Genomic DNA, 25996 nt, shown 5'->3' with positions numbered 1-25996 from the left:
AAAGTATGTTTAAGAAAAAAAGCGCTCTCATTGTTCTTATCTCAGTCATGTTGTTAACGCTTACTCTTACAGCGTGCGGATCCAAAAACAACAATAATGGTGGACAATCATCACAGCCGTCCACAAGCCCTGGAGCAGAAAGCTCTCCTACTCCAGGTAAAGAAGAAGAACCTTTGAAGATTACAATGTTCTACTCTGATAACGCAACATTGCCATTCCAAAAAGATTGGCTAGTCGTTCAAGAAATTCAAAAACGTTTCAATGTTGATGTTAAGTTTGAAGTTATTCCAATTGCAGACTACCAAACAAAAGTTTCTCTAGCACTTAACACTGGTAATAACGTACCTGACGTTATTCTTTATCAGTCCACTAAGGGAGAGAATGCTTCTCTTGCCCTAAACGGTGCGATCGTTCCAATCAGTGATTATGCGGACTGGACACCAAACTTTAATGCAAAAGTAAAAGAGTTTGGTTTGGAGGATGCAGTAAACAGCTTGAACCTGAAAGACGGCAAGCGTTACTACCTGCCATCCCTATATGACAAGCCTTTCTACGATGGCGGACTTATCCTTCGTGAAGACTTGCTTGCGAAGTACAATCTAGAAGCTCCAAAAACATTTGACGATCTTTACAATGTATTGTCTACATTTAAGAAAGAAAACCCAGATTCTTACCCGCTAACTATTCTAGCCGGACCTCGCGTTCTATACCGTATGACAATGCCTTCATTCGGCGTCAGCCTAGGTAAAAACGGCGCATCTGGTACAAATACACTTAGCTGGGATTATGACACACAAACTTACTTCCCAGGTGCAATTAGCGATCAATACAAAGAGTATATGCAATTCTTCTCCAAGCTGTATGCTGAAGGTCTTCTTGACCCAGAGATGGCAGATCCAATCGATGGCGACAAGTGGTCTCAAAAGCTTGCAACAGGCAAATCCTTTGCAACTTATGCTTACTATGATCAAATTGGCGGCGTAACAAGCGGCGCTACAGAAGCTGGCTTTAAGCTTCAAATGTATCCACCGCTAGAAGGTCCGTCTGGTGCCCACCATCAGCAAAAGAGCAGCACGGGCTCAGGTATCATCTTCCCTAAGAAGACTGCTGACCGCAAAGATTTCGAGCGCGTTGTTAAAACTGTTGATGCGATGTTCTTCTCCGATGAAGGTGCTAAAATTTGGGGCCTTGGCGTGGAAGGTGTAACTTACACTATGGATGGCGACAAAATCAAGTATACAGATGAAATTGTGAACTCGGCAGACGGTATTTACAAGCATATGCAGTTGAAATACGGCGCAGGCTCTGACGTTACTCAATTGGTTTGGGTAAATGCTCGTGAAATGACTAAATATGATGAGAATTACGCACAAATTAATGCAACAGTAGCAGCCATGGATACAGCGATTCAAAATATTCCTCCAACTCCGTTGTTTGATGATATGACAGCTGAGGAAGCAAGCTCATTGCAAACGCCTTTACTTGATTCATTTGAAGTGTGGGCAGACGCTTTCCTAACTGGCAAGAAGAGCCTGGATAAGGATTGGGATCAATATGTTAACGATATGAAGAAACTACAAATTGAGAAATTCAACAAAATCTACAACGATAACTTGAAATAATTATGCATCTGAGAACTTTGAACATCCAAGAGCTTGAAGGCAGCTTCAGCTCTTGGAATTAAGAAAGCAGCTCAGCTTTTAAGAGATAGCAACACAAGGCTGGCGCTTTCTATGCAATCGACTCGAATAAGGACCTGCTTGAAAAATGGTTTAGAGTTGACCAACATTTTCAGCAGGTCTTTGTTCTACCGAGAATGCAAGCCCACTGTGTCTCAACCATGCGAAGAAGGTGATGGATATGACTGATACAACAATTTCTGGAAATACCAAAGGCGAAATAACCGTCCCGCGTTCTCGTAAGAGAAGCCATTTACGCCGTTACTGGCAGCTTTACGTCATGATGCTGCTGCCATTATGTCACTTTTTACTTTTCAAATATGCTCCTCTTATTGGTAACGTACTTGCGTTCAGAAGATATCGTCCTGGTATGGGGCCATATGGAACAGAGTGGGTAGGCTTTGCTTATTTTGAACGATTCTTTAATGATCCTACTTTTTGGAGTGCATTTAGCAATACATTGATTTTATCTTTTGCCAATATTCTAATTAACTTCCCTATTCCGATTATATTTGCATTGCTTTTACACGAAGTGCGCCATGAGCGTTTCCGGAAATTTGTACAAACAATTTCCTATATGCCGCGTTTTATTTCAACCGTAGTTGTTATTGCTATTATTAGCGAGCTTCTATCGCCTAGCTCTGGCTTGCTTAATAAATTACTAGGGTCATTATTTGGCATGGATCCTATTTACTTTGTGAATGAACCGGAGTATTTCCGTCCGATTTATATACTCAGCGAGACCTGGCAGTACACAGGCTGGACCGCCATCATTTATTTGGCAGCAATAACAGGCGTTAACCGCGAGCTGTTTGAAGCGGCCGATATTGACGGAGCAAGCCGATTCCAGAAAGTCATATACGTTACAATTCCATCGATTATGTCAACCATCATGGTTATGCTTATATTGAATGTTGGTTCACTTCTAAGTCTTGGTTTTGAAAAAGTATTGCTTCTTTACACACCATCAAACGCGATGGTCAGCGATATTCTAGACACACTTGTTTATCGTACGGGTCTTGCTAATCAGAACTATTCCTACGCGACAGCAATCGGACTGTTTAGCGGCGTTGTCGGTGTCATCCTTGTCTCCAGTACGAATTGGCTAAGTAGAAAATTCTCAGGAGAAAGTATCTACTAACTTAGAAAGGAGCGGCTACCTATGTCTGCACAAACTAAAAAACGTCCGATAACACTTGCTGATGTGTTGATTTACGGAGTAATGGGATTTGTTATTATCGTATGCTTCGTGCCATTTCTATATATGCTGGCTATTTCATTCTCCAGCCCGGAAGCGATTATTAACGGTAAAGTAACCTTGCTTCCAGTTGGCTTTAACTTTGAATCATACAAACAAATTTTTACGTATCCCAATTTCTTTAGAGCGTATGGAAATACATTTTTCTATACATCAGTCGGTACTTTTATTTCCTTGATGGTCACAACCATATTTGCCTATGCCATGTCCAAGCGTTTTCTTAAAGGACATAAGCTTGTTATGATGCTGATTGTATTTTCCATGTTTTTCTCAGGCGGGCTTATTCCAACCTACTTGCTGATTTCCAATCTGCATCTTACAGGTACAGTATGGGCAATGCTATTGCCGTTTGCGATCAATCAGTTTAACTTGATTATTTTGATTAACTTTTTCCGTGCCATTCCTTCAGAAATTGAAGAAGCAGCGATTATTGACGGTTTGGATTATTTCGGTATTTTGCGCCGAGTAATCTTGCCTTTGTCAACGCCTGCGCTTGCGACGATCGGTTTGTTTACAGCCGTATTCTTCTGGAACGACTGGTTTAACGGATTGATTTATCTAAATACAAGTCAATACCCAGTAATGCTATACCTGCGTAATATCGTTAATGGTACGACAATGGTTGGTGACGGCGCTGGGTCAGCAGATAAGAGTACGATTGCACTATCTATTAAATCTGCTGTAATTATTACTTCAACTCTTCCGATTATCATTCTATATCCATTGCTTCAACGTTTCTTCGTTGCAGGTCTAACGGTTGGATCGGTTAAGGGTTAAGCTTTACAATTTAGAATTGCACTATTTATTAAACGCAGAGCGTTCGACAGACAAACCTCTATCGCGTCCAAAAAAAGGATGGATGACTCATGACTTCATACTTCGCTCAATTAACAACGGAGATGATCAATCCGGCGACCACTTCCATTGATGAATGCGGTACTCAAGAGATGCTGCTTCTCATGAATGAGGAAGATCAGAAAGTGCCTCTGGCGGTATGTCAAGAAATTGATAAAATCGCTGATGCAGTCGACGTGTTATATAATTCATTAAAAAACGGGGGCAGGATGTTCTATGTTGGCGCGGGCTCTTCCGGCCGGCTAGGCGTACTTGACGCCAGTGAATGTCCTCCAACTTACGGTACAGATCCAACACTCGTACAAGCCTATATCGCAGGAGGCGATACAGCGCTACGTACCGCTGTGGAAGGCTGTGAGGATGATGCTGAAAGCGGCGCATCTCTCATTCGCGACAAGGGCATTGGGCCTAAAGATGTCGTGATCGGAATTGCAGCCAGCGGCTCTACACCATATGTACTAGGTGCGATCAGGGAAGCTAATCAACGCGGTGCTGCAACAGTAGGTGTAGTAACCAATAAGAATTCCAAGCTAAGTGAAGTGTGCGATATTTGTATCGCTCCTGTCGTTGGTCCAGAAGTCATTACAGGATCAACTAGACTAAAAAGCGGTACAGCCCAAAAGCTCGTGCTTAACATGCTTACAACTGGCGTGATGATCAAGCTGGGAAAAGTATATAACAATTTAATGGTAGATTTGAAAGCTAGCAACAGCAAGCTTTATGACCGTTCTGTTCGTATAGTGCGCGAAGTAACAGGCGCATCGGAGCAGCAAGCTGTTGAAGCTTTAAAGCAAGCAGGAATGCATGTGAAGACAGCTATTATGATGCTGGAGACAGAAACGGATGCCAGGGAAGCCTCTTTGCTTCTCGAGCAAAACGACGGCAGGCTTAAGGCGGCCATCCGCAAAGTTAAAGGTCAAGCGGTCCCAGGCAGCAGAATGGATCAAAGCGGCGAGCCGGTAGACGATGCAATTTAGCTTTCATACGGCATTATACTAACAATTCGGAGGAGCGGCACCGTATATACGGCTGCTGCCCTTTTAGTAATTAGGGGATTTCACAGCCTATGCTTGGAGGAATAATTATGAATACGAACTCATCGCTTATTTATCAAGTAGGACAACGAATGATGGCTGGTTTTGACGGCCCTTATTTGGACGAAGCCTTTATTCAGCTTATAAAAAAATGGAAGATTGGCAATGTAATATTGTTTGCTTGGAATATAACCGGTAAGGAGCAGCTTCGCGAGCTTTGCCGCGATATTCAGAAGCTGGTGCAAGAGGAAACGGGGCGTCCGGCATTTATCGCAATCGATCAAGAGGGAGGCGCAGTTTCCCGCTTGCCTGGCGATGCTACTCGCATACCGGGAGCTATGGCTATTGCAGCTACGGGCAACCCTGATAACGCCTATGCGGCAGGACGAATGACAGCGGAAGAGCTTCTCGCGCTAGGCGTCAATTTCAATCTGGCTCCTGTGCTGGATGTAAACTCTAACGATGCCAACCCGGTAATTGGTGTTCGCAGCTATGGAGAAAAGCCGGAGACTGTTATTCAATATGCTTTGCCTATGATGCGAGGCTTGGATGCTGGAGGCGTATTAAGCTGTGCGAAGCATTTCCCGGGACATGGCGATACAAGTGTGGATTCTCACTTAGCGCTTCCAACCGTCGATAAATCGGTGGATGAGCTTTGGGAAAATGAGCTTGTGCCTTTCCAAGCTGCGGCCAAAGCGGGCATTCCAGCTGTAATGTCCTCACACATCTTGTTTCCTAAGCTTGATGCTAAGCAGCCGGCAACGCTGTCTCGCAGCATTTTAACGGATCTGCTGCGCAAAGAAATGGGCTACGAAGGTCTTATTATGACCGATTGCATGGAGATGAAAGCAATCCAGCATACGGTTGGTACGGTACAAGGAACAGTTGATGCGATCAAAGCCGGAGCGGATATGGTGCTGATTTCGCATACCGCTTCTGTAGCGGAAGCTTCGGCGATTGCTATCCGGGAAGCCCTGGAGGCAGGAGAGATTGATGCTGCAGAGTGGGAGCAATCGTTAGCTCGTATTTCTGCGCTTAAAGACAATTATTTGGACCGGCCTGTACCTGATTACGCAATTGTTGGCTGCGAATCGAATATGGAGGCCAACTTCAAGCTTTTGCAGGAAACATTGACACCTATTCGCGTGCCTGGCGGCAAATTCCCTGAGCTGGGCGACAACCCGTACTTTCTCGGCTGTCCTGCTTTCCGGGCAACGATGGTCTCTAATCGGGATGATGATCCATTTTCTTTCCCGGTTTATATGGCGGAGAAGCTGGGCGGCACGGCCTTGGTCAGCTCTTCTGATCCTGCGGCTGAAGAAATTGCCGAGCTTGTTAAGCAAGCCTCTCAGGCGAGCTGTATCGTTGTAGGCACGTACAATGGCCATTTATATAAAGGTCAATTGGAGCTGGTAAACTCTCTGGCAGCCGGGTCGGCACCAGTTGTGGCAGTTGCTTTGCGCAATCCGTATGATTTAAGACATTTGAATCCAACTGTTTGGTCGCTGGCTGCTTATGAATATACAGATCAAGTATTTGATGCTGTCGCAAATGTGCTTCAAGGCAAAGCAGCAGCAACCGGTAAGCCAACGGTTACTGTATTGTCCGAGTAGCATTACGCTAATAGAGAATGTAATAAAATTGTATACCAGAAGAGGAGTCAATCTGATATGGCAGACATGCTAGTAAATCTACTGAATCTACCTCCTCAGGAGGAGCTTTTGGCTAAGCTGGAGCAGGAAGGGATACGTGTTCATCGTGCCCTGGCTCCTGACAAGCATCGCGTTGTGGAGTGGGTCGCAGAGCATTCTACCCGCAATGCGGCGAGTGAATGCGACGTATCCTTCTCCCGCGCACCAATTACCTGCTATTTGGCTACTAGAGGCGCAGATATTCTTGGTTACGCCTGTTATGATGCAACAGCGCTTAATTTTTTCGGTCCTACGCGAGTGCTTGATTCCGAGCAGGGAAAAGGGCTAGGTAAAGCGCTGCTGCTTAAAAGTCTTCACAGTATGCGGGAAGCGGGTTATGTATATGCCATTATCGGCGGTGTAGGTCCTGCTGAATTTTATGAAAAAGCGGTGGGGGCATCCCTGATCCCGGGTTCAACGCCAGGTATTTACCAAGATTTTCTTGGGAAGAGGGCTAAGAAAGCCGAGGCGAATAATTAATAATTAACTGTGCAAAGGTTTGGACAGAGCATATGCTCTGTCCTATTCGTCTTTCATGCTCCCTTTGGATACTCCCATCCAATCGGGATAATATGGGTCGACTGGTGTATATATATGGTGAATAAAATGATTGTAGAATTCTTTCTTTCCTACAACTTCAATCGTATATTTCGGAAAATTCGGTTCAAACTGTTTAATGAATATGGCCTTTAATGGTATGGATCTTGCATAATTAATCCCGATTTCCTCAAGCCCTTAAAACCGAAGGCCAGCCTGTAGCCCGAACTTCAACAAAAGGAAATACAAGAACAACTGTAAATCATAAGGGTAGCCGCAATATCATACACATAGCATTTTACATGACTTGCTGTGTGTATGTATAATTAAACAAATGATAATCAAAAGTAGGAAAGAGGTGACACAGATTGTTTGAAGAAATAGATAGGTTGTTCGCCAAGTTAAAGTCCTTACGCCCGCTTTCTCCAGAAAGTGTGAAGCGGTTAGGAGAGGATTTTATGATTGATTTTGTATATAACTCCAACGCTATCGAAGGCAATACATTGACGTTGGAGGAAACCGCACTTGTCTTGAAGGAAGGCATCACAATTGATAAAAAGCCGCTTCGTCATCACTTAGAAGCCGTTGGACATAAAGAAGCATACTATTATGTAGAAGAAGTGGTGAAAGAGAAAAGGGAACTATCTGAACAAATCATTAAAGATATTCATTATCTTGTGTTAATGGGGGCCCCCAGCGATAAAGGAGTGTATCGTCGCGTACCCGTAATGATTACAGGATCTAGCCATCAACCTGCGTCCCCTTATCTAATTCCTAGTCTTATGGAACGGATGATAGAGGAATATCATACAACTATGAAAGATATGCACGTAGTAGAGAGAGTTGCACTGTTTCATTTGAAATTTGAAAGCATCCATCCTTTTATCGACGGGAATGGACGAACAGGCAGACTGCTGATGAACCTTGACTTGTTATCAGCTGGTTATCCACCTATTAATATGAAATTTCATGACACACGCAGGTATTACGATAGCTTTAAATTCTACCACGAGAATGAGGGAGATCCTTCTAAACTTATCGAACTTGTACAAGAATATGTTCAAGCAGAATTAATACGATATATTTCCGTGTTAGAAATGGCAGAGGAGTTAGATTAGTTGTAAAGATTGATCAAAGGAACGAGTCATCGTTATTTCAGGCTGTCGAGGAGTCTCAACAGCCATTTTTAGTATCCACGAATAGCGATTAATTAGGTAGCGAAAGTTATCAAAATAGGAGCAAAGGGTAGCGAAACACACAATTTGATGTATGTTAAAGGTCTGGCCATGTGCCGGGCCTTTATTGTTAATAAGATGAATATTGTGTACATGTTTATTATGCTCGCGCTCGAAGCCGATGATTCCGCCTAATCAGCCGAAGTGTAATATGAAACATATCGTTACGATTGAGATTGATTTGGATCGACCTGATGCCGCATTGAAGGATAGAATGAAATATCAATTAGAAATGAACTTATCCTGTAACTGTTAACGGCACGCATTCCGCATTGTAATCGCCGGGGTTGAGCATATTGAAGATTTGCTCAAAGCCCAGATCGTTTTGCTATCTTGCAGCGGAAAGAACGCCTGCTTATTTATGCCATTTTACTTTTCTGCCGTAAGTCATTGTGTCCTCCGGTCCATATCGAGGTAAATGTCTTTAAAACTATTCTATTTAGCAATAAAATACCTTCTTGAATTAAGCTGCCGAAATTTATAAGAGGAAAAAAACATTTTGTTTGGTTATAATAAAATACGTTCGAGGTTTTCGTTAAATCATTACAACCAGGGGGAGGGGCAACATGAATCGTACATGGTTAACTCGGATGCTGCTGTCATATGTTCCAGTATTTTTAATTGTATCCGCTTTTTTATTTTTTATATTTTTCAGAATGCTAAGCACAAACAATAGTATAGCTGCACAGAAGTCAAACGATTTTGTTGCCAAACAAGCGATGATGGTGATCGATTCCTCACTGGCCGCCATTGATCAGAAAGTTACGCTGGAGATGCTTCGAAATCGAACCATCCTTCGTTATTTTACACAGCCATCTATCGAAAATGATCTGAGTCTTCAAGTGGAAGTGATGAATGAGCTCTCAGCGATTAAGATAGCAAATCCGCTGATTCATTCTGTTTATATGGTTCGTTCACAAGATCAATTAGTATTAAATATGAGTACGACCTATCATGTCGATCAATTTACAGATCAGGCCTTTATTCAAGAAAGGCTGCAGGAGCCTAACAGCAAGTGGTCGGATCTGCGAATGTACAAGGAGCTTTCCTCCGACAATGAAAGCGCGGTAGTTAGCTTAACGCGAAGTGTATCTATTTTTTCCGATAAATATGGTTTAATTGTTGTCAATGTGAATGCATCGAGTCTTCAAGCGCTGGTGCGCGATATGTACAGCCCGGATGTGACGCGACTGCATCTGTTGGATAAGCTTAACAATGATATGTTTAGTCTTCAATCAGGCGCATCCAAGGAAATTGAAGGTACAGGTGCAGCATCGTCAAGATCAATATCCGAATACACAGGGTGGAGCATAGTAAGCAGCCTGAAGGGCGCACGATCGATTCAGTTTTTTACTACTTTATTTGATGCTTGGTTTGTGCTAGGCGTTGTCGTCTGTATCATTTCACTTGGATGGATTATTTATGTGACGAGAAGGAATTACCGTCCGATTCATCGTTTAGTAACGCAGCTGGAAACCTACACATCAAGGGGTGTTTCTGAAGGGAAGCAAGCTTACGAGGGTGAATTCCAATTTATTAATGCTACTCTAGAATCCATGATGGATGAGAATAGCCGATTCCAGCAGCAGCTGCAGGACAATTTGAAAATAAAGCGCAATTTCTTTATGTACGAGCTATTGGAAGGCATTCGTACGTTGCCACTTGATAATTGGGCAGCAGAAGCCGAGACGCAAGGAGCGCCGGCAGAGTTTAAAAAGACCTGTATTTTTGTCATGGAAATTGACCGGTTGGCGGAATGGATTCGTACTTATACGCCACAGGAGCAGGATGCATGGAAGCAGACATTAGAGAAGCTGGTTTTATTTGGCGCAGAATCAGAACAATATTGGGTTTGGCAGCTGTGGACAACCCCAAGTCAAATGGTCGTTATGCTAATGGGTGAAAGCGGGCAGTCTGATGAAGACTTGCGGGCAATGATTCTGCAGTGGCATAATCGCGTCAAAGCCGAGCTGCCGTTCGGTGTATCGATTGGATTAGGCGAGCCAATTGAATATCCTGAAAATATTCGCGATGCTTATCTGGAAGCGTTGGAGGCGCTGCAATATAAATCAATTAGCGGTGGAAATGTTCTGCTGACTCCATCAACGGTGCAGCGTCATTCTGAGAGCGGGCAAGTGTACGCACATTTTCAGAGGGTAGATAAAATTGTCGACCTTCTGCAATTATCGGATTCGAAGTGGCGGGCCGAACTGCGGTCATTGATGCAGCAATTCGAAATGGCCCAGTCTTCTCGCAAGGATATTGAAAGTGTAATGAACTACTTCGTATTTACCCTGAACAAAAGTATCGAAGGGATGGGCGAAGAATATCAAAAGCTTTGGCGGACAGAAGTTATGCCGGCATTGCAAAGAACGCTAAAGGAAGTAGAAATGCTTGGAGATATCGCTCATGAGTTTTTATCAACTTTGGAGCTTTTTGAGACCCGCATTGCCAAGTCCAGAGAGTCACGCAATCAAGGGCAGCTTATTATGGAGGTCAAGGCTTATATTGAAAGCGATTTTGCTAATCCGGCTTTGTCGCTTGACTACTTGAGCGATAAGTTCGGAATGAGCGGTAAATATTTAAGCCGTGTATTCAAAGAAGAGTTTGGATTGAAATTTGTTGATTTTTTAATTGACCTACGAATGAAGGAAGCACAAACCTTGCTTGCCGAGACAACGATTCCGATTCAGGAAATAGCAGAAAAGCTTGGATACAGCAGTCCAATATCATTTGCGCGAACCTTTAAGAAAATAGTTGGCATGCCTCCAATCGATTATCGCAAAGAAAAGAACAGTTCCAATTGATCCATTTACTCCGTTCAAACGAGATGCTCGTTTGGCCGGATTTTTTTTTCGAGAAACAGCACCTCCTTAGCCGAAGAAACTATATGTTGTCTTGCTCCCTTCCTTTATCCTTATCCTGCACTAAAGTTTTGAGAGAAATCTGCATGCTCATGTTACGTGTGCTTTCATTTTTTTGTTAAATCGCAGTAACTACGCACTGTAAGGGGTTTCACGAAAAAAGTTGCAGGTAGAGAAAAGTTGGATCAGCGGGCCCGTTGTGAAAAAAATCATAGCGATAAAACGCTAACAATGGCAATTCATAACGGGTATTACGAGGTATAAAAGTTGGGTATAAGAAAACTGTTTATTGTATGCGCTATCATGTTGATGATTATATATAGCTACAGCAGACAGCGACAAAAGCTGCTGAATATGATTCAGGTGAAAGGGATGGTCGATCGATGGTAAGTAAATACAAGAAAGGCTTTACAGTGCTGACAGCAGTAAGCGTAATAGGCGCAATGCTCGCAGGTTGCGCAAGCGGTACCAATACGAATAAGCCAGATTCTTCGGCAAATGGCGGTAAAAACCCGAATAAAGTCACCTTAACGTTTGAAACTTCCGTATATGCGGAAGCGCCTCACAAGAGCGCCATTGATGCTTTGATTAAGCGCTACAATGAACTGAATCCTAATGTCGAGATTACGGTTCACGGCACAGATTACGAAAACTTCTGGGATAAGCTGACGACAGAAATTATTGCAGATACGCAAGGTGATATCGTACAGGTTTATCCTGAAAACGTAGCAACCTATAACGCGTTGCAAGGCGGAGGCACTTTTCTTAATTTAGATGATCGAATTAAAGGAACGGATTTAGAAAAGAATCTCGTTGGACAGGAATTAACTAAAGTAGACGGCTCTTACTATGCACTTTCTAATTATGCTTGGGGTTCAACGGGTATTTTCTATCGCAAATCATTGTTCGAAGCAGCTGGAATTGATCCTGCTTCTATTAAGACGCTAGATGATTTTAAAGCAGCGGCAATTAAATTGGGAGTAGACAAAGATGGGGACGGCAGATTGGATCAATACGGCTTCTCCAGCGTTGTCGGCTCACATCCTTTCATATCTTCTGAGTGGTATCGTCTGGTAGCTCGTCCAGTGTCCGGAGGCATCTACTTCGGCGATGGCGAAGCTGGTCCTTATACAGCTGACCGCATTAACGTCAACTCGCCTGCGAATGTATGGGCAGCTGAATGGTGGGATGATCTGATTAGCAACGAGAAAGCGACGCCTCCAGGAACTCGCGACAAAAAAGTGAGCCGTGAAATGTTCTGGAATGGACAAGCTGCAATGATGATGGATGGTCCTTGGTTTATTGGCATGACAGAAGAAATGGATGCGAAGCTGATGGAGGATATCGGACTATTGCCGCAGCCTGTAGTTGAATACAACGGCCAGTCTTATAAGCCTAATCCGCATAACAATCCGATCGTAGCCTTGATCTCCAAGAAAACTAAGCATCCTGATGAAGCATGGGCGTTTTTGGAATGGATGACATCTGATGAAGCGCAAGCGATTATTGCCGGATCAGGCATGATTCCAAGCAGCAAGGCTTATGCTGGCACATCTGAATATGCGCAAGCACATCCAATGGCTGCACAGTTCTTTGATTTCCAAGAAAATCTTTATGCTCCGCCAGTAATGGATCCGCCTATTCCAGAGCTTGGCACAATATCTCAAGTGCTGGTCAATGCAGCACAAGCTATTTTTATCGGTCATAAAGACGTTAAAGCAACATTGGACGACGCAGCTAATGAAATGAAAAATTCTTTTAATTAATATTTAATACTCCTATCCGGCGGCCTTTCGCCGGGTAGGAGCTTCCGAAGCAAGTTTTGCTTCACAAAACAAAGCGTATGCTTCCGAAGCAGTTTTGCTTCACAAAACAAAGCATATGCTTCCGAAGCAGTTTTGCTTCACAAAACTTTGAGGAGGGAAGGTATGAACAGCAAAGAAGTGCTAGTCACTAATCCTTCCGTAGGGAACAAGAAGTCAAAAGGACTAATGTCCTTTATTAAAACAGAGTTACGCACAATGAAGAAAAACCGTGTTGCTTATTTATTTATCTTACCGCTCATCATATCGGTGGGCTTGGTTTTGATTTATCCAATCATTAAGGCAGCAATTATGAGCTTTCAGTATTGGAAGGTAGCAAAGCCGATAGAGGCCGGCCATCCTTTCGTAGGCTTTGAGAATTACGCGAATGCGTTCAGCACAGGTTATTTCTTGCAATCTCTAGGTATTACGTTTGTATATATTGCAATTACTGTACTTGCTCGCTTCATTCTCGGCCTAGCGACAGCAGTACTGCTTAATACACCGTTCAAAGGAAGAGGTCTTGTGCGTGCGCTCGTTATTATTCCTTGGGCTCTTCCGGAAGTAGTAACTTGTCTTGTATTTATATTGATGTATGATTATCAATTTGGCGTTATTAATGACATTCTGATGAAATTCAATATACTTTCAAATCCGATTGCCTTTCTTGGCAACACCGATACAGCATTATGGGCGGCGATGTTCGTCAATGTATGGAAAGGATTCCCGTTTGCAGCCATCATGCTGCTCGCAGGCCTGCAAACTATTTCGAAAGATATGTACGAGGCTGCCAGTATTGACGGGGCGACGACCTGGAAGCAATTCTGGCATATCACATTGCCTTCCATTAAGCCTGTTTCCGTTATCGTATTTTTACTGCTTGTTATTTGGACGATTAAAGATTTTGCAATTGTTTATGTGCTTACCGGCGGAGGACCGAGCAGAGTTACAGAAATTTTAACAATCTTTATTTATCGCGCAGGATTCAAATCCTTTGATTTTGGACTGGCTGCAGCTGCAGGAATGGTCTTGCTTGTTATTTCTGTTATCTTCACAGTGTTCTACATGAAAGCGACAAAGGCGGGTGAAATGCAATGAAGAAACGGCATTCGCTATTCGTTTACGTAGGTGCAGTGCTTATTTCTTTGTTCGCTATTGCACCGTTTATATGGATGATATTGACTTCTTTGAAGCCACAAGCAGAAATTTACAGCAATCCGCTTATTTATTTGCCTCAGCAAATTAATACAGATGGCTACCAAAGTATGCTGGATCCACATGCGGATCCGAACGCCAATTTTATTAATTGGTTTAAAAATACAGCATTCGTGTCTCTTTTAACGACTATTTTATCACTTGTTATATCTGCACTCGGGGGATATGCGATGTCCCGATTCGGCTTCCGCGGCAGGATGGCGATCGGCTATATTATATTGCTGACTCAGATGCTGCCGGGATCATTGCTGATCGTTCCGCTCTATTTGATTATGAAGGACTATGGACTGCTGAATACCTATTTTGGACTCGTTATCGCTTATGCGACCGTCGCTATCCCATTCTGTACCTGGATGCTAAAAGGATATTTCGATGGCATATCTGCCTCGATTGACGAAGCGGCAAGCGTGGATGGAGCTGGTCGATGGATGACATTTACTCGCGTGATTCTTCCGCTTACCTTACCGGGTCTGGTTGTAACAGGGGTTTTCTCGTTTTTGACGAGCTGGAATGAATTTATGTTTGCGCAAACCTTTATTAGCGACTATGACAAGTGGACGCTCTCAGTAGGTATTGCAAGCTTCCAGGGGCAGTATGTCGTGAAGTGGGATTATCTGATGGCTGGCTCAGTATTCACCACCTTGCCAATTGTCATTGCATTCTGGCTTCTGCAGAAGCATTTGGTTAGCGGAATGACAGCAGGCGCTGTTAAATAATAATGAAGGGACTAATAAAAATGATTAGATTTGGCATCGTAGGGATGGGCAATCGTGGAAACTTATTTGCAGATACACTGCTTCAAAATCCGTATGCAGAGCTAGTTGCGGTTAGTGATGCTTTCGAGTCTGCTTTGGAAAAAAGCAAAGACAAATATGGAGTAGCCGGTTATGCAGATGTGAAGGATATGATTGAAAATGAACAGTTGGATGCTTTAGTGATTGCGACTCCGGATTTCTTGCATAAGGAGCCGGTTATGCTGGCGGCAAAGCATGGTATTCACTTCATGGTGGAGAAACCATACTCGACCAGTGTAGAAGAAGCTGTGGAAATGGATGAGGCCGTGCAAAAATCCAATGTAAAATGTATGGTTGCTTTTGAAAATCGTTGGAACAGCCCGTTTGTCGCTGTGAAAAATGCGGTAGAAAACGGTGAAATCGGCGATATCATTACAGTCAACTCTCGTTTGAATGATACTATTTTTGTACCTACACAAATGCTGAAATGGTCAAAAGGCTCCTCGCCTGGCTGGTTCTTGCTGCCTCATGCAACAGATATCGCTTTATGGCTGAAGAAAAATGCAGCTCCAGTCAGTGTGTACGCGGTTGGAACGAAGAAAAAGCTTGTAAGCATGGGAATTGATACGTATGACTCAATTCAATCGGTAGTGAGCTTTGACGACGGTACGCATGCAACATTTACGACAAGCTGGGTATTGCCAGAATCTATGCCGCTTATTTATGATTTTAAATATGAAATTATTGGCAGCGACGGTGCATTGTACGTTGATCTTTCTGATCAAATGGTGCGCAAAGCCGGTGGCGTATACAGCCATATGCACACTCTCGGCACACCGATTAACGGTCAATTCACTTCTGCGCCAAGCTGCATGCTGAATGCTTTCGTAGATCATATTCGATTAGATACTGCGCCAGAGGCGGATTCCAAGGCAGGCTTGCTGAATACGAAGCTTGTCCATGCGATTCATCGCTCTGTAGAGAACGGCACGATCGAGCAGATTTAAGATGATGATGGATAAGAAGACAGCGATAGTAGAGAAGGCTGCATGGATGGGCTATGAAGCTGTAAAGGCAGAGAGCGATAGTCTAATCATGACGGTCGTTCCCAAGCTCGGCAGCAGAGTTGTTTCGCTATACAGCAAAGCTAAGCAAATCGAACTGCTGCGAACGCCTCAATCCGAAGAAGCATATAGCCAAGCTCCTTTGCTTTACGGTATTCCGGTACTGTTTCCGCCTAATAGAATTGAGGATGGACGTTTCAGTTATCGTGGCCAGCATTATCAGTTTGATATTAATGATACTGCTACGGGCAATCATTCGCATGGACTCGTTCATGATAAGGAATGGATGGTAACAGAGATGAAAGCAGGCAACGGCCAAGCTGTTATCATAACGGAGTTCAATGCTGTTAATGATCATCATGTTATGAGGCAGTTTCCGCATCCTTTCCGGTTAGTTATGAAGCTGGTGCTTGAAGAGGGGATGCTGACGCAGACCGTAGAGGTTCATAACGACAGCAGTCAGGCATTCCCTTGGGGGATTGGCTATCATACGACGTTCCATTTCCCATTCCGGGAGGATTCTTCGGAGGCGAACAGTATCTTCTCAGCGCCAATCGGGCAGCGCTGGGAGCTTAATTGTCGGTTTCTGCCTACTGGCATTCCGGTTACGGATACGAGAAGCGGCCCGTTGAATGAAGGTATCGCTATTGCTGGCGTACAGCTGGATGATCTATTTCAAAAGGAGCCGGAAGCTGCCAATGAAGCGGTGCTCACAGATAAGGATGCAGGGATTCGAGTAAGATATATGGCGGATGAAGCTTTTGGCCATTGGGTACTCCATAATGGAGATGGTACTGGCCGGTATCTTTGTCCGGAGCCGTATACTTGTGTGACAAACGCTTTTAATCTTAAGCTCTCGCCTGAAATAACGGGCATGAAGGAGATTGAGCCGGGACGAAGTGATTCAGCAACCTGTGTGATTACAGTTGAACATACAGAATAATTTAAGATAGGGCTATCCCATCATCATGAAGATGACGAGGATGGCTTTTTTCTTAATTGATGATCTGTATCTTGCCTGATGAAATATTTAATATTCGTGGACGCGTATCATTTTTTGCAATAAAGATAGTTTCTCCGCGGTTGTTAAAGCAGTACGCAATAGGTATCGAGATATTAGAATCTCTAAACGTTCCATCGGCATGGCTCGTACCGATAATCATAGCTTGATGTTTGGCAGCGATTTTTTGAGCCGACTCTATCCATTCTTGGAATTGCGCTTCACTAAACATGCCTACGCCGATTGGATGTACAATGACATCTATGGTCATATCCTTTTCGTTTTTAATGCCTTGGATAATCAGCTCGTCGCATAGAATGTGCCCGACTGTAATTTCTTCAACTTGTGCATAGGCTGTATCGCTATATTTTACTCTGTCCAGCACAATCTCTCCTGCACGGTTAATGATGACAGCTCTATCCTTCGGACGCTCATTCATTTTTCTGTAACCGCCAATCAACACTGTATTGTATTGCTTTGCCAGGCGGCAAGCTTGTTCCAGATTTTCATTCAAATACCCTTCAGGTAATATTACAATATCAACAGTGTTTTGGCGCAGCTCCAGCTCGAGTTGGCTTAGGGCGTGCTCAAGCTTTGGTTGAATAATTAAAGCTCTCATATGCTCCCTCCAATATTAAATCGAAGAAAAAACTTCTCCGACTTCTGCAAATTTAGAAAAATCATATCACTGTCCGGAAGATTTGAGCAAAAGGCAAAAACAGACGTTCGCATTTTTAAAAACTAATGCAATATCTGATAGAGAGAGCTTTCAATCTGTTTTCAAAATTATGCATCTCTGTAATGCGCAAGATTGCTTCATTATTCGTAGGAAATTAAAAATCTTTAAAGAGAAACGAACAGCATGCATCATGAGATATTAGCTGAATATTGTAAGCAGCAGCAACAAATAATGAGTGTATATAGAAGGTTAAACCATTAAGCTACAAAAATCTGCAGTCGACTTTTTGGATCTATTTGCCGTAAAACATGCTAATTTTATGTAAATATATGGTACACTTTAATCATGGCGTCTGCCTTTTGATCCAAAGCTTGAATAAAAGTTTGATCTAGAAGAGGTGGTTTCATGAGAAATGAGCTGATGAAACGAAAGGATTATAATCCATACGAGGATAGCTCCCTTCATTCTACTCACCCCAATGAGATGCAGCACACGAATGGCAGAGAAGGCTTTAATGATATTATTAAGCATGTGGATAGAGTAAATGGCTTTCAATCGCCCAAGTCGATGGATGAGGTTCCGAGAAGTTGCTTGGGTAATTACATCTTAAACATAAATAATACGCAAAGAAGGATCAGACATGACAACAAATAATGAGCTAACAGAAGCGGGCTGGTCGTTTGATAACAGCTACACAAGCCTTCCGCAGTTATTTTATACCTTTACCAATCCAACGCCCGTAGCGGAGCCAAAACTTGTTAGGTTCAACACTGCATTGGCACGATCATTAGGCCTTCGCTCAGATGTTCTTAATAGTGAAGCGGGAGCTGAAATTTTTGCAGGCAATAGCATTCCGGACGGGGCTGAACCGATTGCAGAAGCCTATGCGGGGCATCAATTCGGAAGCTTTACGATGCTGGGCGACGGGAGAGCGATTTTGCTTGGGGAGCAGCTTGCCCCAGATGGCGAACGATTTGATATTCAGCTGAAGGGATCAGGGCCAACCCCATATTCTCGAAGAGGGGACGGGCGAGCGGCGCTAGGACCTATGCTCCGTGAGTATATTATTAGTGAAGCCATGCACGGACTAGGTATTCCGACAACCCGCAGCTTGGCTGTTGTAACGACAGGAGAGACTGTGTACCGGGAGACTAAATTGCGCGGAGCGATTGTGACTAGGGTGGCAGCCAGCCATCTGCGTGTCGGTACTTTTGAATTCGCGGCACAGTGGGGCAAATACGAGGACTTGCAGGCACTGGCGGATTATGCGCTTGAGAGACATTTCCCTGCTTATAAAAATGGAGAAAATCGTTATTTGCAGTTACTTCAGCAAGTCATTAGACGTCAGGCAGAATTGATCGCAAGCTGGCAATTGGCAGGCTTTATTCATGGTGTTATGAATACAGACAATATGGCAATTAGTGGCGAAACGATTGATTATGGGCCATGCGCCTTTATGGATGTTTATGATCCAGCTACCGTATTCAGCTCAATAGATCGAGAAGGACGCTATGCCTACGGCAATCAGCCTTATATTGGAAGCTGGAATCTTGCGCGGTTTGCCGAGTCGCTGCTCCCGCTGCTGCATAGCGATGAATCTGAGGCAATCCAGCTTGCAGAAGCTGCGTTAAAAGAATATTCGGCGATTTATTCACTAGCTTGGCTTGGGGGTATGAGGGCTAAGCTGGGTCTGTTCGAGGAAGAAGAGCAGGATGCGCAGCTTATCAAAGAGCTGTTGGAGCTGATGCAGCAGCATCGCGCTGATTATACAAATACGTTTGCTGCGTTGACGACGAATGAGCTGGAACAGACCGATTTATTTGCTGCAGAATCGTTCAAAAGCTGGCATGGGCAATGGCAGGATCGGCTAAATAAGCAAAATCAGACAAAAGACGAGGCGCATCAGCTTATGCGCAGGAGTAATCCAGCCGTCATTCCTCGCAATCATCGCGTGGAAGAGGCGCTGGAAGCCGCTGTGCAGCATGATGATTACACCGTACTCGAGAAGCTGCTAGCAGTTTTAGATGATCCGTATGCTTACTCTCAGGAACAGAAAGCTTATGCTGCCCTGTCAGAGACTTCGGCTATGCCTTATCGGACGTTTTGCGGAACATAAGTATAACAAGAATAAACAGCTTCCGCCGTCCTTAGGACGGGCACGTGCACCGATGAAATATAAAACAGAGCTTTTCTTTGTCCGGCTTGTGACAATGAAAAGCTCTGTTTTGTTTTAATATAAGGTAAACGTACCTTTCTAACGGACGGCGAAGAGCCGCTTATCCTTGGCGGATCGATTCGACTTTTATATGAATGGTTGATGTATGTGCTTGTTTCGCTTCGACTAGCTGAACGCCTTTGTTGACGTTCATGCCATTGACCGGAGCCATCCATGGCTCGATGCACACAAAAGGTGATCCTTCCAATGCCCAAAGAACGATATATTGATAGTAATCGTCAGCGATAAGCGTTACCTTTAAATTTCTGGCATGGTCGATCATTTCGCTTGCATTGGATTGCAGTTGATCATAGATTACGTTAGATACGGCTTGGTCGAAATTGAATCGATCATTTGTCATGCTGTTTCGCTCAAGGTCAGCATAAGCAGTTGAAGGGATGCGCAATTCGATTTTGTTTTTGTCAGGCGCATAGAAGTAAGGATGATAGCCCAGGTAGAACGGCATTGTTTTGTCATCCTGATTAACAACCGTTGCCGTTACTGTTAATCCGCCGGCATCCAGTGTATACTTCATGGTTAATGTGAAATGGAAAGGATAGCGGGCAAGCGTCTCTTCGTTATGAGTCATCTCAAGTGTAATGGAAGCGCCAGCTTCATCGGCGTGAGTAGAAACAACCTTGCCTGCCAGGTTGCGGGCAAAGCCGTGCTGCTTGAGCTGGTAAGCCGTATCGTTGTAATAGTAAGTTTCGTCAACTAAATAGCTGCTGATTGGAAACAGAATCGGGTTGCCGCCGCGCACATTTTTGGCTGGATCATCCAGCGTTTCTTGCTCCAAATAGAAAATAGGCTCGGCATTATGTACATATTTGCTTATAATACAGCCTCGTTCAGGAACTACTTCTATATAAGTTTGGCCGGATTCATTTTGCAATACATAAGTTTGGAATTGGTCTTGTCTGGTTGAGCATGTGAACATGGAAATTCATCCTCCTTATAATAGCTAAGATTTATGCTGCCCTAATCGTACCTAAATCAAGCCGAGCAATCAATAATTTACTAGATAGTCTCTGAATAGAACACTTTGGCGTATAGCAAGTCAATCGCTTGCTCGATGAGCTGCCGATCGGCTGCCGACGCATTTCCTATTCGTTCCTCGAAACGGGCTTGTATATGCTCAAATACTTGATTCATTAAAGCTTGTCCTTTACTGGAGAGCTTAATATATTGTTTTCTTCGGTCCTCGGAGGAGACAGATTTTTCACAAAATTGCTTTTCGATCAGTTTTTTTATTTCCCGGCTCGTATTGGGCATAGACATTTGCTGACAGTCGCTTATTTGACTCAGAGTAACAGGCTGACTTACAGCGATATATTCAAGAATGCCGTACTGCGCAGGCGTAATATCGTCCAGCCTAATATCTTTTGTAATATCATGCTTGACCTGATGCACAGCGGTTGTGAAGTGGACCATTTTTAAAAACAAAGCATGATCATTCATCGCACTCACCTCTTAGTGCAACAATAGCAAATTAATTATCAATAAACAATTATCATTTGACAACCAAAATGCGGCATGCTACCATTTGGTTGTGCTTTTTTTGTTATCAAATGATAAGCAAAGGATGATCGCCATGAATATGCTAATTATTTACACACATCCCAATCATCAAAGCTTAAGCTATGCTTTTCTACAAAAAGTTATTGCGGGCAGCCGTGAAAATGCTGCCATAGACGAAATTCAGGTACTTGATTTGTATGAGGAAAATTTTAATCCTGTTCTTGTTTTTAATGAGTACAAGCGCAGGCGGGATATGAAAAATGATCCTGCTTTGCAAAAATACCGTGAACAATTGCTGTGGGCTGATAAAATTGTGCTCGTATACCCGATTTGGTGGGGACGCCCTCCTGCTATGCTGATGGGATATATTGATCAAATGTTTGCTTCGGGGTTTGCATATCGGGATAAAGGCGGCTTGCTGCCTGAAGGATTGTTAAAGGGGAAGTCGGTAGTATGTGTATCCTCTATGAAGGGTCCTGCTCACTATCCCCTGCTGTGGTTAAACAATGCACATAAAGTATTAATGAGAAAAGCGTTATTCAACTATGTCGGAATAAAAAAGGTAAAGTTTTTCGAATTCGGCAGCATGGAAAGCAAAAGGGGGAGACATGATCAAAAGCTTAATAAGGTGTACAGGTATTTTCAGAAGGTCTAAAAAAGGGAATCCGAGCAATCGAGTAGAATAAAAGAATAGCTGCAATTTCTTATACATTTAATGATAATTTGAGGTGTGAAATGGATAAAATACAAATAAAATTCGACCGATTTCCCAATGGGCATACTAAAGCTGCATGCTTTAGCTTTGATGACGGGCGAGAACAGGACCGGCGTTTGGTTGATTTAATGAATCAGTACGGTTTAAAAGGAACCTTTCACTTGAATACAGGATTTTTGGGCAGAGAAGGCTATATTGCGGCAGAGGAAGTAAGGCAATTGTACTTGGGACATGAGGTGTCAGCTCATACGGTGAACCATCCATTTTTGGAGCAGTCTCCTCAGGAGCAGGTTATTGAAGAGATTTTATCTAATCGTGCCGAACTTGAGGCTTTGGTTGGTTATCCTGTCAGAGGAATGAGCTATCCTTATGGCACTTATAATGACAGCGTAGTAGCTGCCTTGCCTGCTGTTGGCATTGAGTATGCCAGAACGGTGCAGAGCCACGGTCAGTTTGTTATGCCAGCAAACTTGTTAACCTGGCACCCGACTTGCCATCACAAAGGAATGGTAGAGGCGGCTCGTCAATTTGTAGACAGCAAATCGCGATATTCTAGAATGGAGCTTCTATTTGTATGGGGGCATAGCTTTGAATTCGACAATGATAACAATTGGGAGCTGGTTGATCAGCTAGGCAGTGTATTGGAAGAAAGCACAGGCATCTGGATGGCAACAATGTCCGAGCTTGTATCTTATACGAATGCGCTAAAAAGCCTTAGATTTTCAGTTAATCGCAAAATAGTCCATAACCCTTCAGCAGTAGACGTTTGGATCAGTGCTGCAGGAGAATCGGTAGTTATTCCGGCGGGCGCTCTGGTTAATTTATAAGATTCCAAAAAACGCATAACTGTGTGGAGGGAAGATATGAAGCCATTTACGCAGCAGGTAATTGCTATTATTAAGAATATTCCAGAAGGCGGCGTCATGACCTACGGTCAAATCGCCGCTCTGGCCGGCAGCAGCAGAGGCGCAAGGCAGGTCGTCCGCATTTTGCACAGCATGAGTGCTTCTTACGGCCTGCCTTGGCATAGAGTTGTTAACGCCAAAGGGGAAATTGCCATTACGGATGATGAATCAAGATTCAAGCAAATACTATATTTAACATCGGAGAATATTAGTGTTGATGATCAAGGCCGTATCGATTTGGCTAAGTACCAATATTGGCCCGTCTCTAATTAATAAACCGATTGGACTCTATAATAGCATTAGTCGTCGCTTTAAGAGCAGGCAACAGCTGGAGCGCTTCGCGGCTGCGGCTCGCAAGGTCATGGTTCTTTCAAAAACTGCTGGCCAGATGATAATTTCCAAGCACAGCTTGGACCGATGCTAGCTGTTTGCTGCTCATATATGTTACCTCTATTAAAACCTCTTTATAAACAAACTTGCCAAGCTTCGGCGGTGCCTCCTCCTCAGTATCAATGACAACCATGACGTCAATATCCGAAGTATCCGGCACTTCAATATCCTCAGCCCAATCCAGCACCGAACCGCTAAAATAAGCCCCTTTGTAATTTTTCGCTAAACTCACATTTTCCGTTATCCATTTTTGTACAATATTTCGAGCTTTTGCCACATTCATGCTGTCTCTCCCTCTTTTATTTTGTCGTTTTATAGGCTTTATCGCCATTTTGGTGCCAACAGGGCACAGAATTTCAATTTATTTCATGTTAAAGTCGATATACTCGGTGATCGGCCGACGCTGTTATGGAGCGAAGCACTGCGTACTGGGGACTGCGCTCGGTGGTGTACTGTGGCTTGGACCGAAGCACTTATGTCGTAAATTCAATCGTCATTCTACGCTCTCCTGTCTTACACTGGTCCTTACATGCGATGTGAAGTGAGGGGTGTGTTTATAAATGCAAATATCGAAATAAGTATGAAAATAAATAAATGGTCGAATATTGTCCTTAATTGTAAGTGGACACACATCGGTCGTCATGTAATAAGCTAGTTATCCTCAACGCATTGGCGCTGAAAAATTAGTAACTGCAGCTGTTGAGGCCAAGTATGGTTATGTCGGTGAAAAACTTGTAACGGTTGCCACAGCCGCTAAAGGGCTGATTTTATGCTGTTTAATTTTTTAACGGTTGTTTTGGCGGATATTTCGGCATTTTGGCGTATTTTTAGCAGATATTGATTGAATAGCGGCAATGGCAACCGTTAGATTTTAAAACACCTTATTTTTTAACGAATAGGCTCTGTGGCAACCGTTATACCCTGCATTTCCGAGAAATTATAACGAGGAGTGAGGAGAAATTAGGTACGATATCGACAGTTCCTTTATATAAGAAAATTGCATATTTTCACACTAAAAATAAAATACGCATCTAAAAGCTATATAGTTTATAAAAAGTAAAAAACGGTTCATTCTGAGTCAGAGATGAACCGTTATAGTAGGTTTAATTATTATATTAAAGAGATAAAGTATCCAGTGGTATTTCGAAGGCGCGTTTAATAACTAAACCGGCAGCAAGCTTTGATTCATCCGGTTTGTTATGAAGGTAAATCATTTGTACGTTATTAACCGTTACAGGCAGCTGGTGCATCACTCTAGACTTTATTTCGCCGAACATTTCGGGACTGATAGTATGAATGACGCGGCCAGTCATAAGCAGGCTGTCTGGATTTATGAATGTAATAATGTTGGCCATAGCGATCGAGATGCCATCGACAATTTTTTCGTACAAGCTAAGAAATTTGGGATCTCCTGTTTTGATGCCTTCAGCAAACTCTTCCAGCGTACATTTGATCGATACACCCAGTCCGCTGCTGGAAGCAAGCGTCGTTAAGCAACCCGATCTGCCACAATGGCAAGGATAAGCGTCTTCCCCATAGAACCCTTTGTAATGCCCGAATTCCCCTGCGACAAAGTTGGATCCCGTTACAATTTGTTTATCGTGAACGATGGTTCCGCCTGTCCCATAATCAAATTTAATGGTGATATTGTTAGCGGATTCCTTCAAGCAGCCGTTCATATTCTCGTTGACGGAGAGAAGATTGACGTCGTTCTCGATGTGCACAGGAATATTATATTTATCTTCAAGCAATTGACTGAGCGGAAGGCGATGAAAACCTATGCCGGGTGTCCGGAGAACGATGCCGTGCAGAGAATCAACCAGACCTTGAATACTGATTCCGATACCTTTTACTTTAGAGGTGTTAGGCACCTGGGTAAGCAGCTCATCGATAACTTCATGGAGCAGTCTTAACAAGACATCTACGGAGCCATATCTGTTAATGGTCCGTTCAGCTGATGCAATTGTTTCTTGACGCAGATTGTACACCTTTCCACGAATGTATTTGCCGGCCAGCTCAAGACCGATGGCATAAAAGTGGCTGCTGTTAATGTGAAGGCCGACTCTCTTTCTTCCGCTTCCTGCTTCCAGATCGATAAGCTCTCCTACTACGATTATTTTTTCCTTTAACAGGCGGTTAACGATATTGGTAACCGTTTGTCTGCTAAGTCCAGTTTTTTCTGCAAGCTCTACGCGAGAGATCGGCCCTTCTGAATAAATAAGAAAAAGAACCTTCTGCTGATTAATTGATTTTAATAACATATGGCTAGTTTGTTTGACCGAATCACTCACGATATGCATCCTCTTTCCGACAACGTTTTATATAATAATCAAGATTCAAAACATTTGATAAATTATGCGCATACTTGCTTCAAGTGTAGCATTAATACGAGGCGAATAAAAGTTGTAAGTTGGATTAAGTCAATTAATGTACATTTTAAATTCTCTGAAAAACGACGATAAATGGCGGTTTTATGCAGCATAATTCGGACAAGGCAAAAACTCTTAATCCAAAAATACTAAAAAAATGCAACGAATTGTATTGACATTGTGTTAAAAAAAGATATTATTAATTTGTAAACTGATTTGATTAAATATAACAAATCA

Annotated in this window: 23 protein-coding genes; 18 read left to right on the top strand and 5 right to left on the bottom strand. The window is 43.2% G+C overall.

All coding sequences use genetic code 11. The annotated features are described in order from the left end of the window. Positions 1–5 precede the first annotated feature (5 nt). From V1L65_RS02275 to V1L65_RS02215, 13 genes are all read left to right on the top strand, one after another. A complete protein-coding gene (locus V1L65_RS02275; protein ID WP_331697445.1) occupies positions 6–1622 on the top strand; it encodes an extracellular solute-binding protein in 1617 nt (538 codons plus the stop codon). Positions 1623–1860: 238 nt separating this feature from the next. After that, positions 1861–2820 (top strand): ABC transporter permease, encoded by a 960-nt coding sequence (locus V1L65_RS02270; protein ID WP_331697444.1) that lies wholly within the window; start codon positions 1861–1863, stop codon positions 2818–2820. A gap of 21 nt (positions 2821–2841) precedes the next feature. After that, entirely contained in the window at positions 2842–3714 is an 873-nt protein-coding gene (locus tag V1L65_RS02265; protein ID WP_331697443.1) for a carbohydrate ABC transporter permease, read from the top strand. Positions 3715–3803: 89 nt separating this feature from the next. Next, positions 3804–4769, top strand: coding sequence for an N-acetylmuramic acid 6-phosphate etherase (murQ, locus tag V1L65_RS02260; protein WP_331697442.1), 966 nt, complete (start codon positions 3804–3806; stop codon positions 4767–4769). A 107-nt stretch (positions 4770–4876) separates the two neighbouring features. Continuing rightward, positions 4877–6439, top strand: a complete 1563-nt coding sequence (nagZ, locus tag V1L65_RS02255) for a beta-N-acetylhexosaminidase (RefSeq protein WP_331697441.1) — start codon at positions 4877–4879, stop codon at positions 6437–6439. Between the two features lie 57 nt (positions 6440–6496). Beyond that, entirely contained in the window at positions 6497–6997 is a 501-nt protein-coding gene (locus V1L65_RS02250) for a GNAT family N-acetyltransferase (protein ID WP_331697440.1), read from the top strand. Between the two features lie 425 nt (positions 6998–7422). Beyond that, on the top strand, positions 7423–8172 hold the full coding sequence (locus V1L65_RS02245; RefSeq protein WP_331697439.1) for a Fic family protein: 750 nt from the start codon (positions 7423–7425) through the stop codon (positions 8170–8172). 683 nt (positions 8173–8855) lie between these two features. Then, on the top strand, positions 8856–11096 hold the full coding sequence (locus V1L65_RS02240) for a helix-turn-helix domain-containing protein (protein WP_331697438.1): 2241 nt from the start codon (positions 8856–8858) through the stop codon (positions 11094–11096). 440 nt (positions 11097–11536) lie between these two features. After that, positions 11537–12919 (top strand): ABC transporter substrate-binding protein, encoded by a 1383-nt coding sequence (locus V1L65_RS02235; protein WP_331697437.1) that lies wholly within the window; start codon positions 11537–11539, stop codon positions 12917–12919. 162 nt (positions 12920–13081) lie between these two features. Next, a complete protein-coding gene (locus tag V1L65_RS02230; RefSeq protein WP_331697436.1) occupies positions 13082–14053 on the top strand; it encodes a carbohydrate ABC transporter permease in 972 nt (323 codons plus the stop codon). After that, complete coding sequence (locus V1L65_RS02225) at positions 14050–14886, top strand: carbohydrate ABC transporter permease (protein WP_331697435.1); 837 nt, start codon at positions 14050–14052, stop codon at positions 14884–14886. Before V1L65_RS02230 ends, V1L65_RS02225 begins: the two co-directional genes overlap by 4 nt. 2 nt (positions 14887–14888) lie before the next feature. Further along, positions 14889–15911, top strand: coding sequence for a Gfo/Idh/MocA family protein (locus V1L65_RS02220; protein ID WP_331697434.1), 1023 nt, complete (start codon positions 14889–14891; stop codon positions 15909–15911). A gap of 1 nt (position 15912) precedes the next feature. Continuing rightward, complete coding sequence (locus V1L65_RS02215; protein ID WP_331697433.1) at positions 15913–16911, top strand: aldose 1-epimerase; 999 nt, start codon at positions 15913–15915, stop codon at positions 16909–16911. A gap of 52 nt (positions 16912–16963) precedes the next feature. On the opposite strand, the gene V1L65_RS02210 is transcribed toward V1L65_RS02215, so the two are convergent. Continuing rightward, a complete protein-coding gene (locus V1L65_RS02210) occupies positions 16964–17587 on the bottom strand; it encodes a hypothetical protein (protein ID WP_331697432.1) in 624 nt (207 codons plus the stop codon). A gap of 465 nt (positions 17588–18052) precedes the next feature. On the opposite strand from V1L65_RS02210, the gene V1L65_RS02205 reads away from it, so the two are divergent. Further along, positions 18053–18301: a hypothetical protein gene (locus V1L65_RS02205; protein ID WP_331697431.1), complete on the top strand. Its 249-nt coding sequence runs from the start codon at positions 18053–18055 to the stop codon at positions 18299–18301. Beyond that, positions 18288–19763, top strand: a complete 1476-nt coding sequence (locus V1L65_RS02200; protein WP_331697430.1) for a protein adenylyltransferase SelO — start codon at positions 18288–18290, stop codon at positions 19761–19763. The genes V1L65_RS02205 and V1L65_RS02200 overlap by 14 nt, the downstream gene beginning before the upstream one ends. Positions 19764–19923: 160 nt before the next feature. On the opposite strand, the gene V1L65_RS02195 is transcribed toward V1L65_RS02200, so the two are convergent. Then, positions 19924–20799 carry an aldose epimerase family protein gene (locus V1L65_RS02195; protein WP_331697429.1) on the bottom strand — a complete coding sequence of 292 codons (876 nt, stop codon included), beginning with the start codon at positions 20797–20799 and terminating at the stop codon, positions 19924–19926. An 80-nt stretch (positions 20800–20879) separates the two neighbouring features. Continuing rightward, positions 20880–21320, bottom strand: a complete 441-nt coding sequence (locus V1L65_RS02190; protein WP_331697428.1) for a MarR family winged helix-turn-helix transcriptional regulator — start codon at positions 21318–21320, stop codon at positions 20880–20882. Positions 21321–21453: 133 nt separating this feature from the next. Here V1L65_RS02190 and V1L65_RS02185 point away from each other — a divergent pair, with 133 nt between their 5' ends. The 3 genes from V1L65_RS02185 (at position 21454) to V1L65_RS02175 (ending at position 23273) form a co-directional block, all read left to right on the top strand. Further along, positions 21454–22035 carry an NAD(P)H-dependent oxidoreductase gene (locus V1L65_RS02185; RefSeq protein WP_331697427.1) on the top strand — a complete coding sequence of 194 codons (582 nt, stop codon included), beginning with the start codon at positions 21454–21456 and terminating at the stop codon, positions 22033–22035. A gap of 80 nt (positions 22036–22115) precedes the next feature. Continuing rightward, positions 22116–22922: a polysaccharide deacetylase family protein gene (locus tag V1L65_RS02180; RefSeq protein ID WP_331697426.1), complete on the top strand. Its 807-nt coding sequence runs from the start codon at positions 22116–22118 to the stop codon at positions 22920–22922. A 36-nt stretch (positions 22923–22958) separates the two neighbouring features. Beyond that, positions 22959–23273 carry an MGMT family protein gene (locus V1L65_RS02175; RefSeq protein WP_331697425.1) on the top strand — a complete coding sequence of 105 codons (315 nt, stop codon included), beginning with the start codon at positions 22959–22961 and terminating at the stop codon, positions 23271–23273. Between the two features lie 97 nt (positions 23274–23370). On the opposite strand, the gene V1L65_RS02170 is transcribed toward V1L65_RS02175, so the two are convergent. Both V1L65_RS02170 and V1L65_RS02165 read right to left on the bottom strand, forming a co-directional pair. Further along, positions 23371–23673, bottom strand: a complete 303-nt coding sequence (locus V1L65_RS02170; protein ID WP_331697424.1) for a hypothetical protein — start codon at positions 23671–23673, stop codon at positions 23371–23373. A gap of 832 nt (positions 23674–24505) precedes the next feature. Further along, a complete protein-coding gene (locus tag V1L65_RS02165; RefSeq protein ID WP_331697423.1) occupies positions 24506–25651 on the bottom strand; it encodes an ROK family transcriptional regulator in 1146 nt (381 codons plus the stop codon). Positions 25652–25996: the final 345 nt, after the last annotated feature.

This window comes from Paenibacillus sp. IITD108 (assembly GCF_036541265.1).
In the GTDB taxonomy this organism is placed as follows: Bacteria; Bacillota; Bacilli; order Paenibacillales; family Paenibacillaceae; genus Pristimantibacillus.
This window is presented reverse-complemented; position numbering and strand designations above follow the sequence as displayed.

Coding starts and splice junctions, on each gene's coding strand:
- V1L65_RS02275 (WP_331697445.1), top strand. CDS start 6: ATGTTTAAGAAAAAAAGCGCTCTCATTGTTCTTATCTCAGTCATGTTG.
- V1L65_RS02270 (WP_331697444.1), top strand. CDS start 1,861: ATGACTGATACAACAATTTCTGGAAATACCAAAGGCGAAATAACCGTC.
- V1L65_RS02265 (WP_331697443.1), top strand. CDS start 2,842: ATGTCTGCACAAACTAAAAAACGTCCGATAACACTTGCTGATGTGTTG.
- murQ (WP_331697442.1), top strand. CDS start 3,804: ATGACTTCATACTTCGCTCAATTAACAACGGAGATGATCAATCCGGCG.
- nagZ (WP_331697441.1), top strand. CDS start 4,877: ATGAATACGAACTCATCGCTTATTTATCAAGTAGGACAACGAATGATG.
- V1L65_RS02250 (WP_331697440.1), top strand. CDS start 6,497: ATGGCAGACATGCTAGTAAATCTACTGAATCTACCTCCTCAGGAGGAG.
- V1L65_RS02240 (WP_331697438.1), top strand. CDS start 8,856: ATGAATCGTACATGGTTAACTCGGATGCTGCTGTCATATGTTCCAGTA.
- V1L65_RS02235 (WP_331697437.1), top strand. CDS start 11,537: ATGGTAAGTAAATACAAGAAAGGCTTTACAGTGCTGACAGCAGTAAGC.
- V1L65_RS02230 (WP_331697436.1), top strand. CDS start 13,082: ATGAACAGCAAAGAAGTGCTAGTCACTAATCCTTCCGTAGGGAACAAG.
- V1L65_RS02225 (WP_331697435.1), top strand. CDS start 14,050: ATGAAGAAACGGCATTCGCTATTCGTTTACGTAGGTGCAGTGCTTATT.
- V1L65_RS02220 (WP_331697434.1), top strand. CDS start 14,889: ATGAAGGGACTAATAAAAATGATTAGATTTGGCATCGTAGGGATGGGC.
- V1L65_RS02215 (WP_331697433.1), top strand. CDS start 15,913: ATGATGATGGATAAGAAGACAGCGATAGTAGAGAAGGCTGCATGGATG.
- V1L65_RS02210 (WP_331697432.1), bottom strand. CDS start 17,587: ATGAGAGCTTTAATTATTCAACCAAAGCTTGAGCACGCCCTAAGCCAA.
- V1L65_RS02205 (WP_331697431.1), top strand. CDS start 18,053: ATGAGAAATGAGCTGATGAAACGAAAGGATTATAATCCATACGAGGAT.
- V1L65_RS02200 (WP_331697430.1), top strand. CDS start 18,288: ATGACAACAAATAATGAGCTAACAGAAGCGGGCTGGTCGTTTGATAAC.
- V1L65_RS02195 (WP_331697429.1), bottom strand. CDS start 20,799: ATGTTCACATGCTCAACCAGACAAGACCAATTCCAAACTTATGTATTG.
- V1L65_RS02190 (WP_331697428.1), bottom strand. CDS start 21,320: ATGAATGATCATGCTTTGTTTTTAAAAATGGTCCACTTCACAACCGCT.
- V1L65_RS02185 (WP_331697427.1), top strand. CDS start 21,454: ATGAATATGCTAATTATTTACACACATCCCAATCATCAAAGCTTAAGC.
- V1L65_RS02180 (WP_331697426.1), top strand. CDS start 22,116: ATGGATAAAATACAAATAAAATTCGACCGATTTCCCAATGGGCATACT.
- V1L65_RS02175 (WP_331697425.1), top strand. CDS start 22,959: ATGAAGCCATTTACGCAGCAGGTAATTGCTATTATTAAGAATATTCCA.
- V1L65_RS02170 (WP_331697424.1), bottom strand. CDS start 23,673: ATGAATGTGGCAAAAGCTCGAAATATTGTACAAAAATGGATAACGGAA.
- V1L65_RS02165 (WP_331697423.1), bottom strand. CDS start 25,651: ATGTTATTAAAATCAATTAATCAGCAGAAGGTTCTTTTTCTTATTTAT.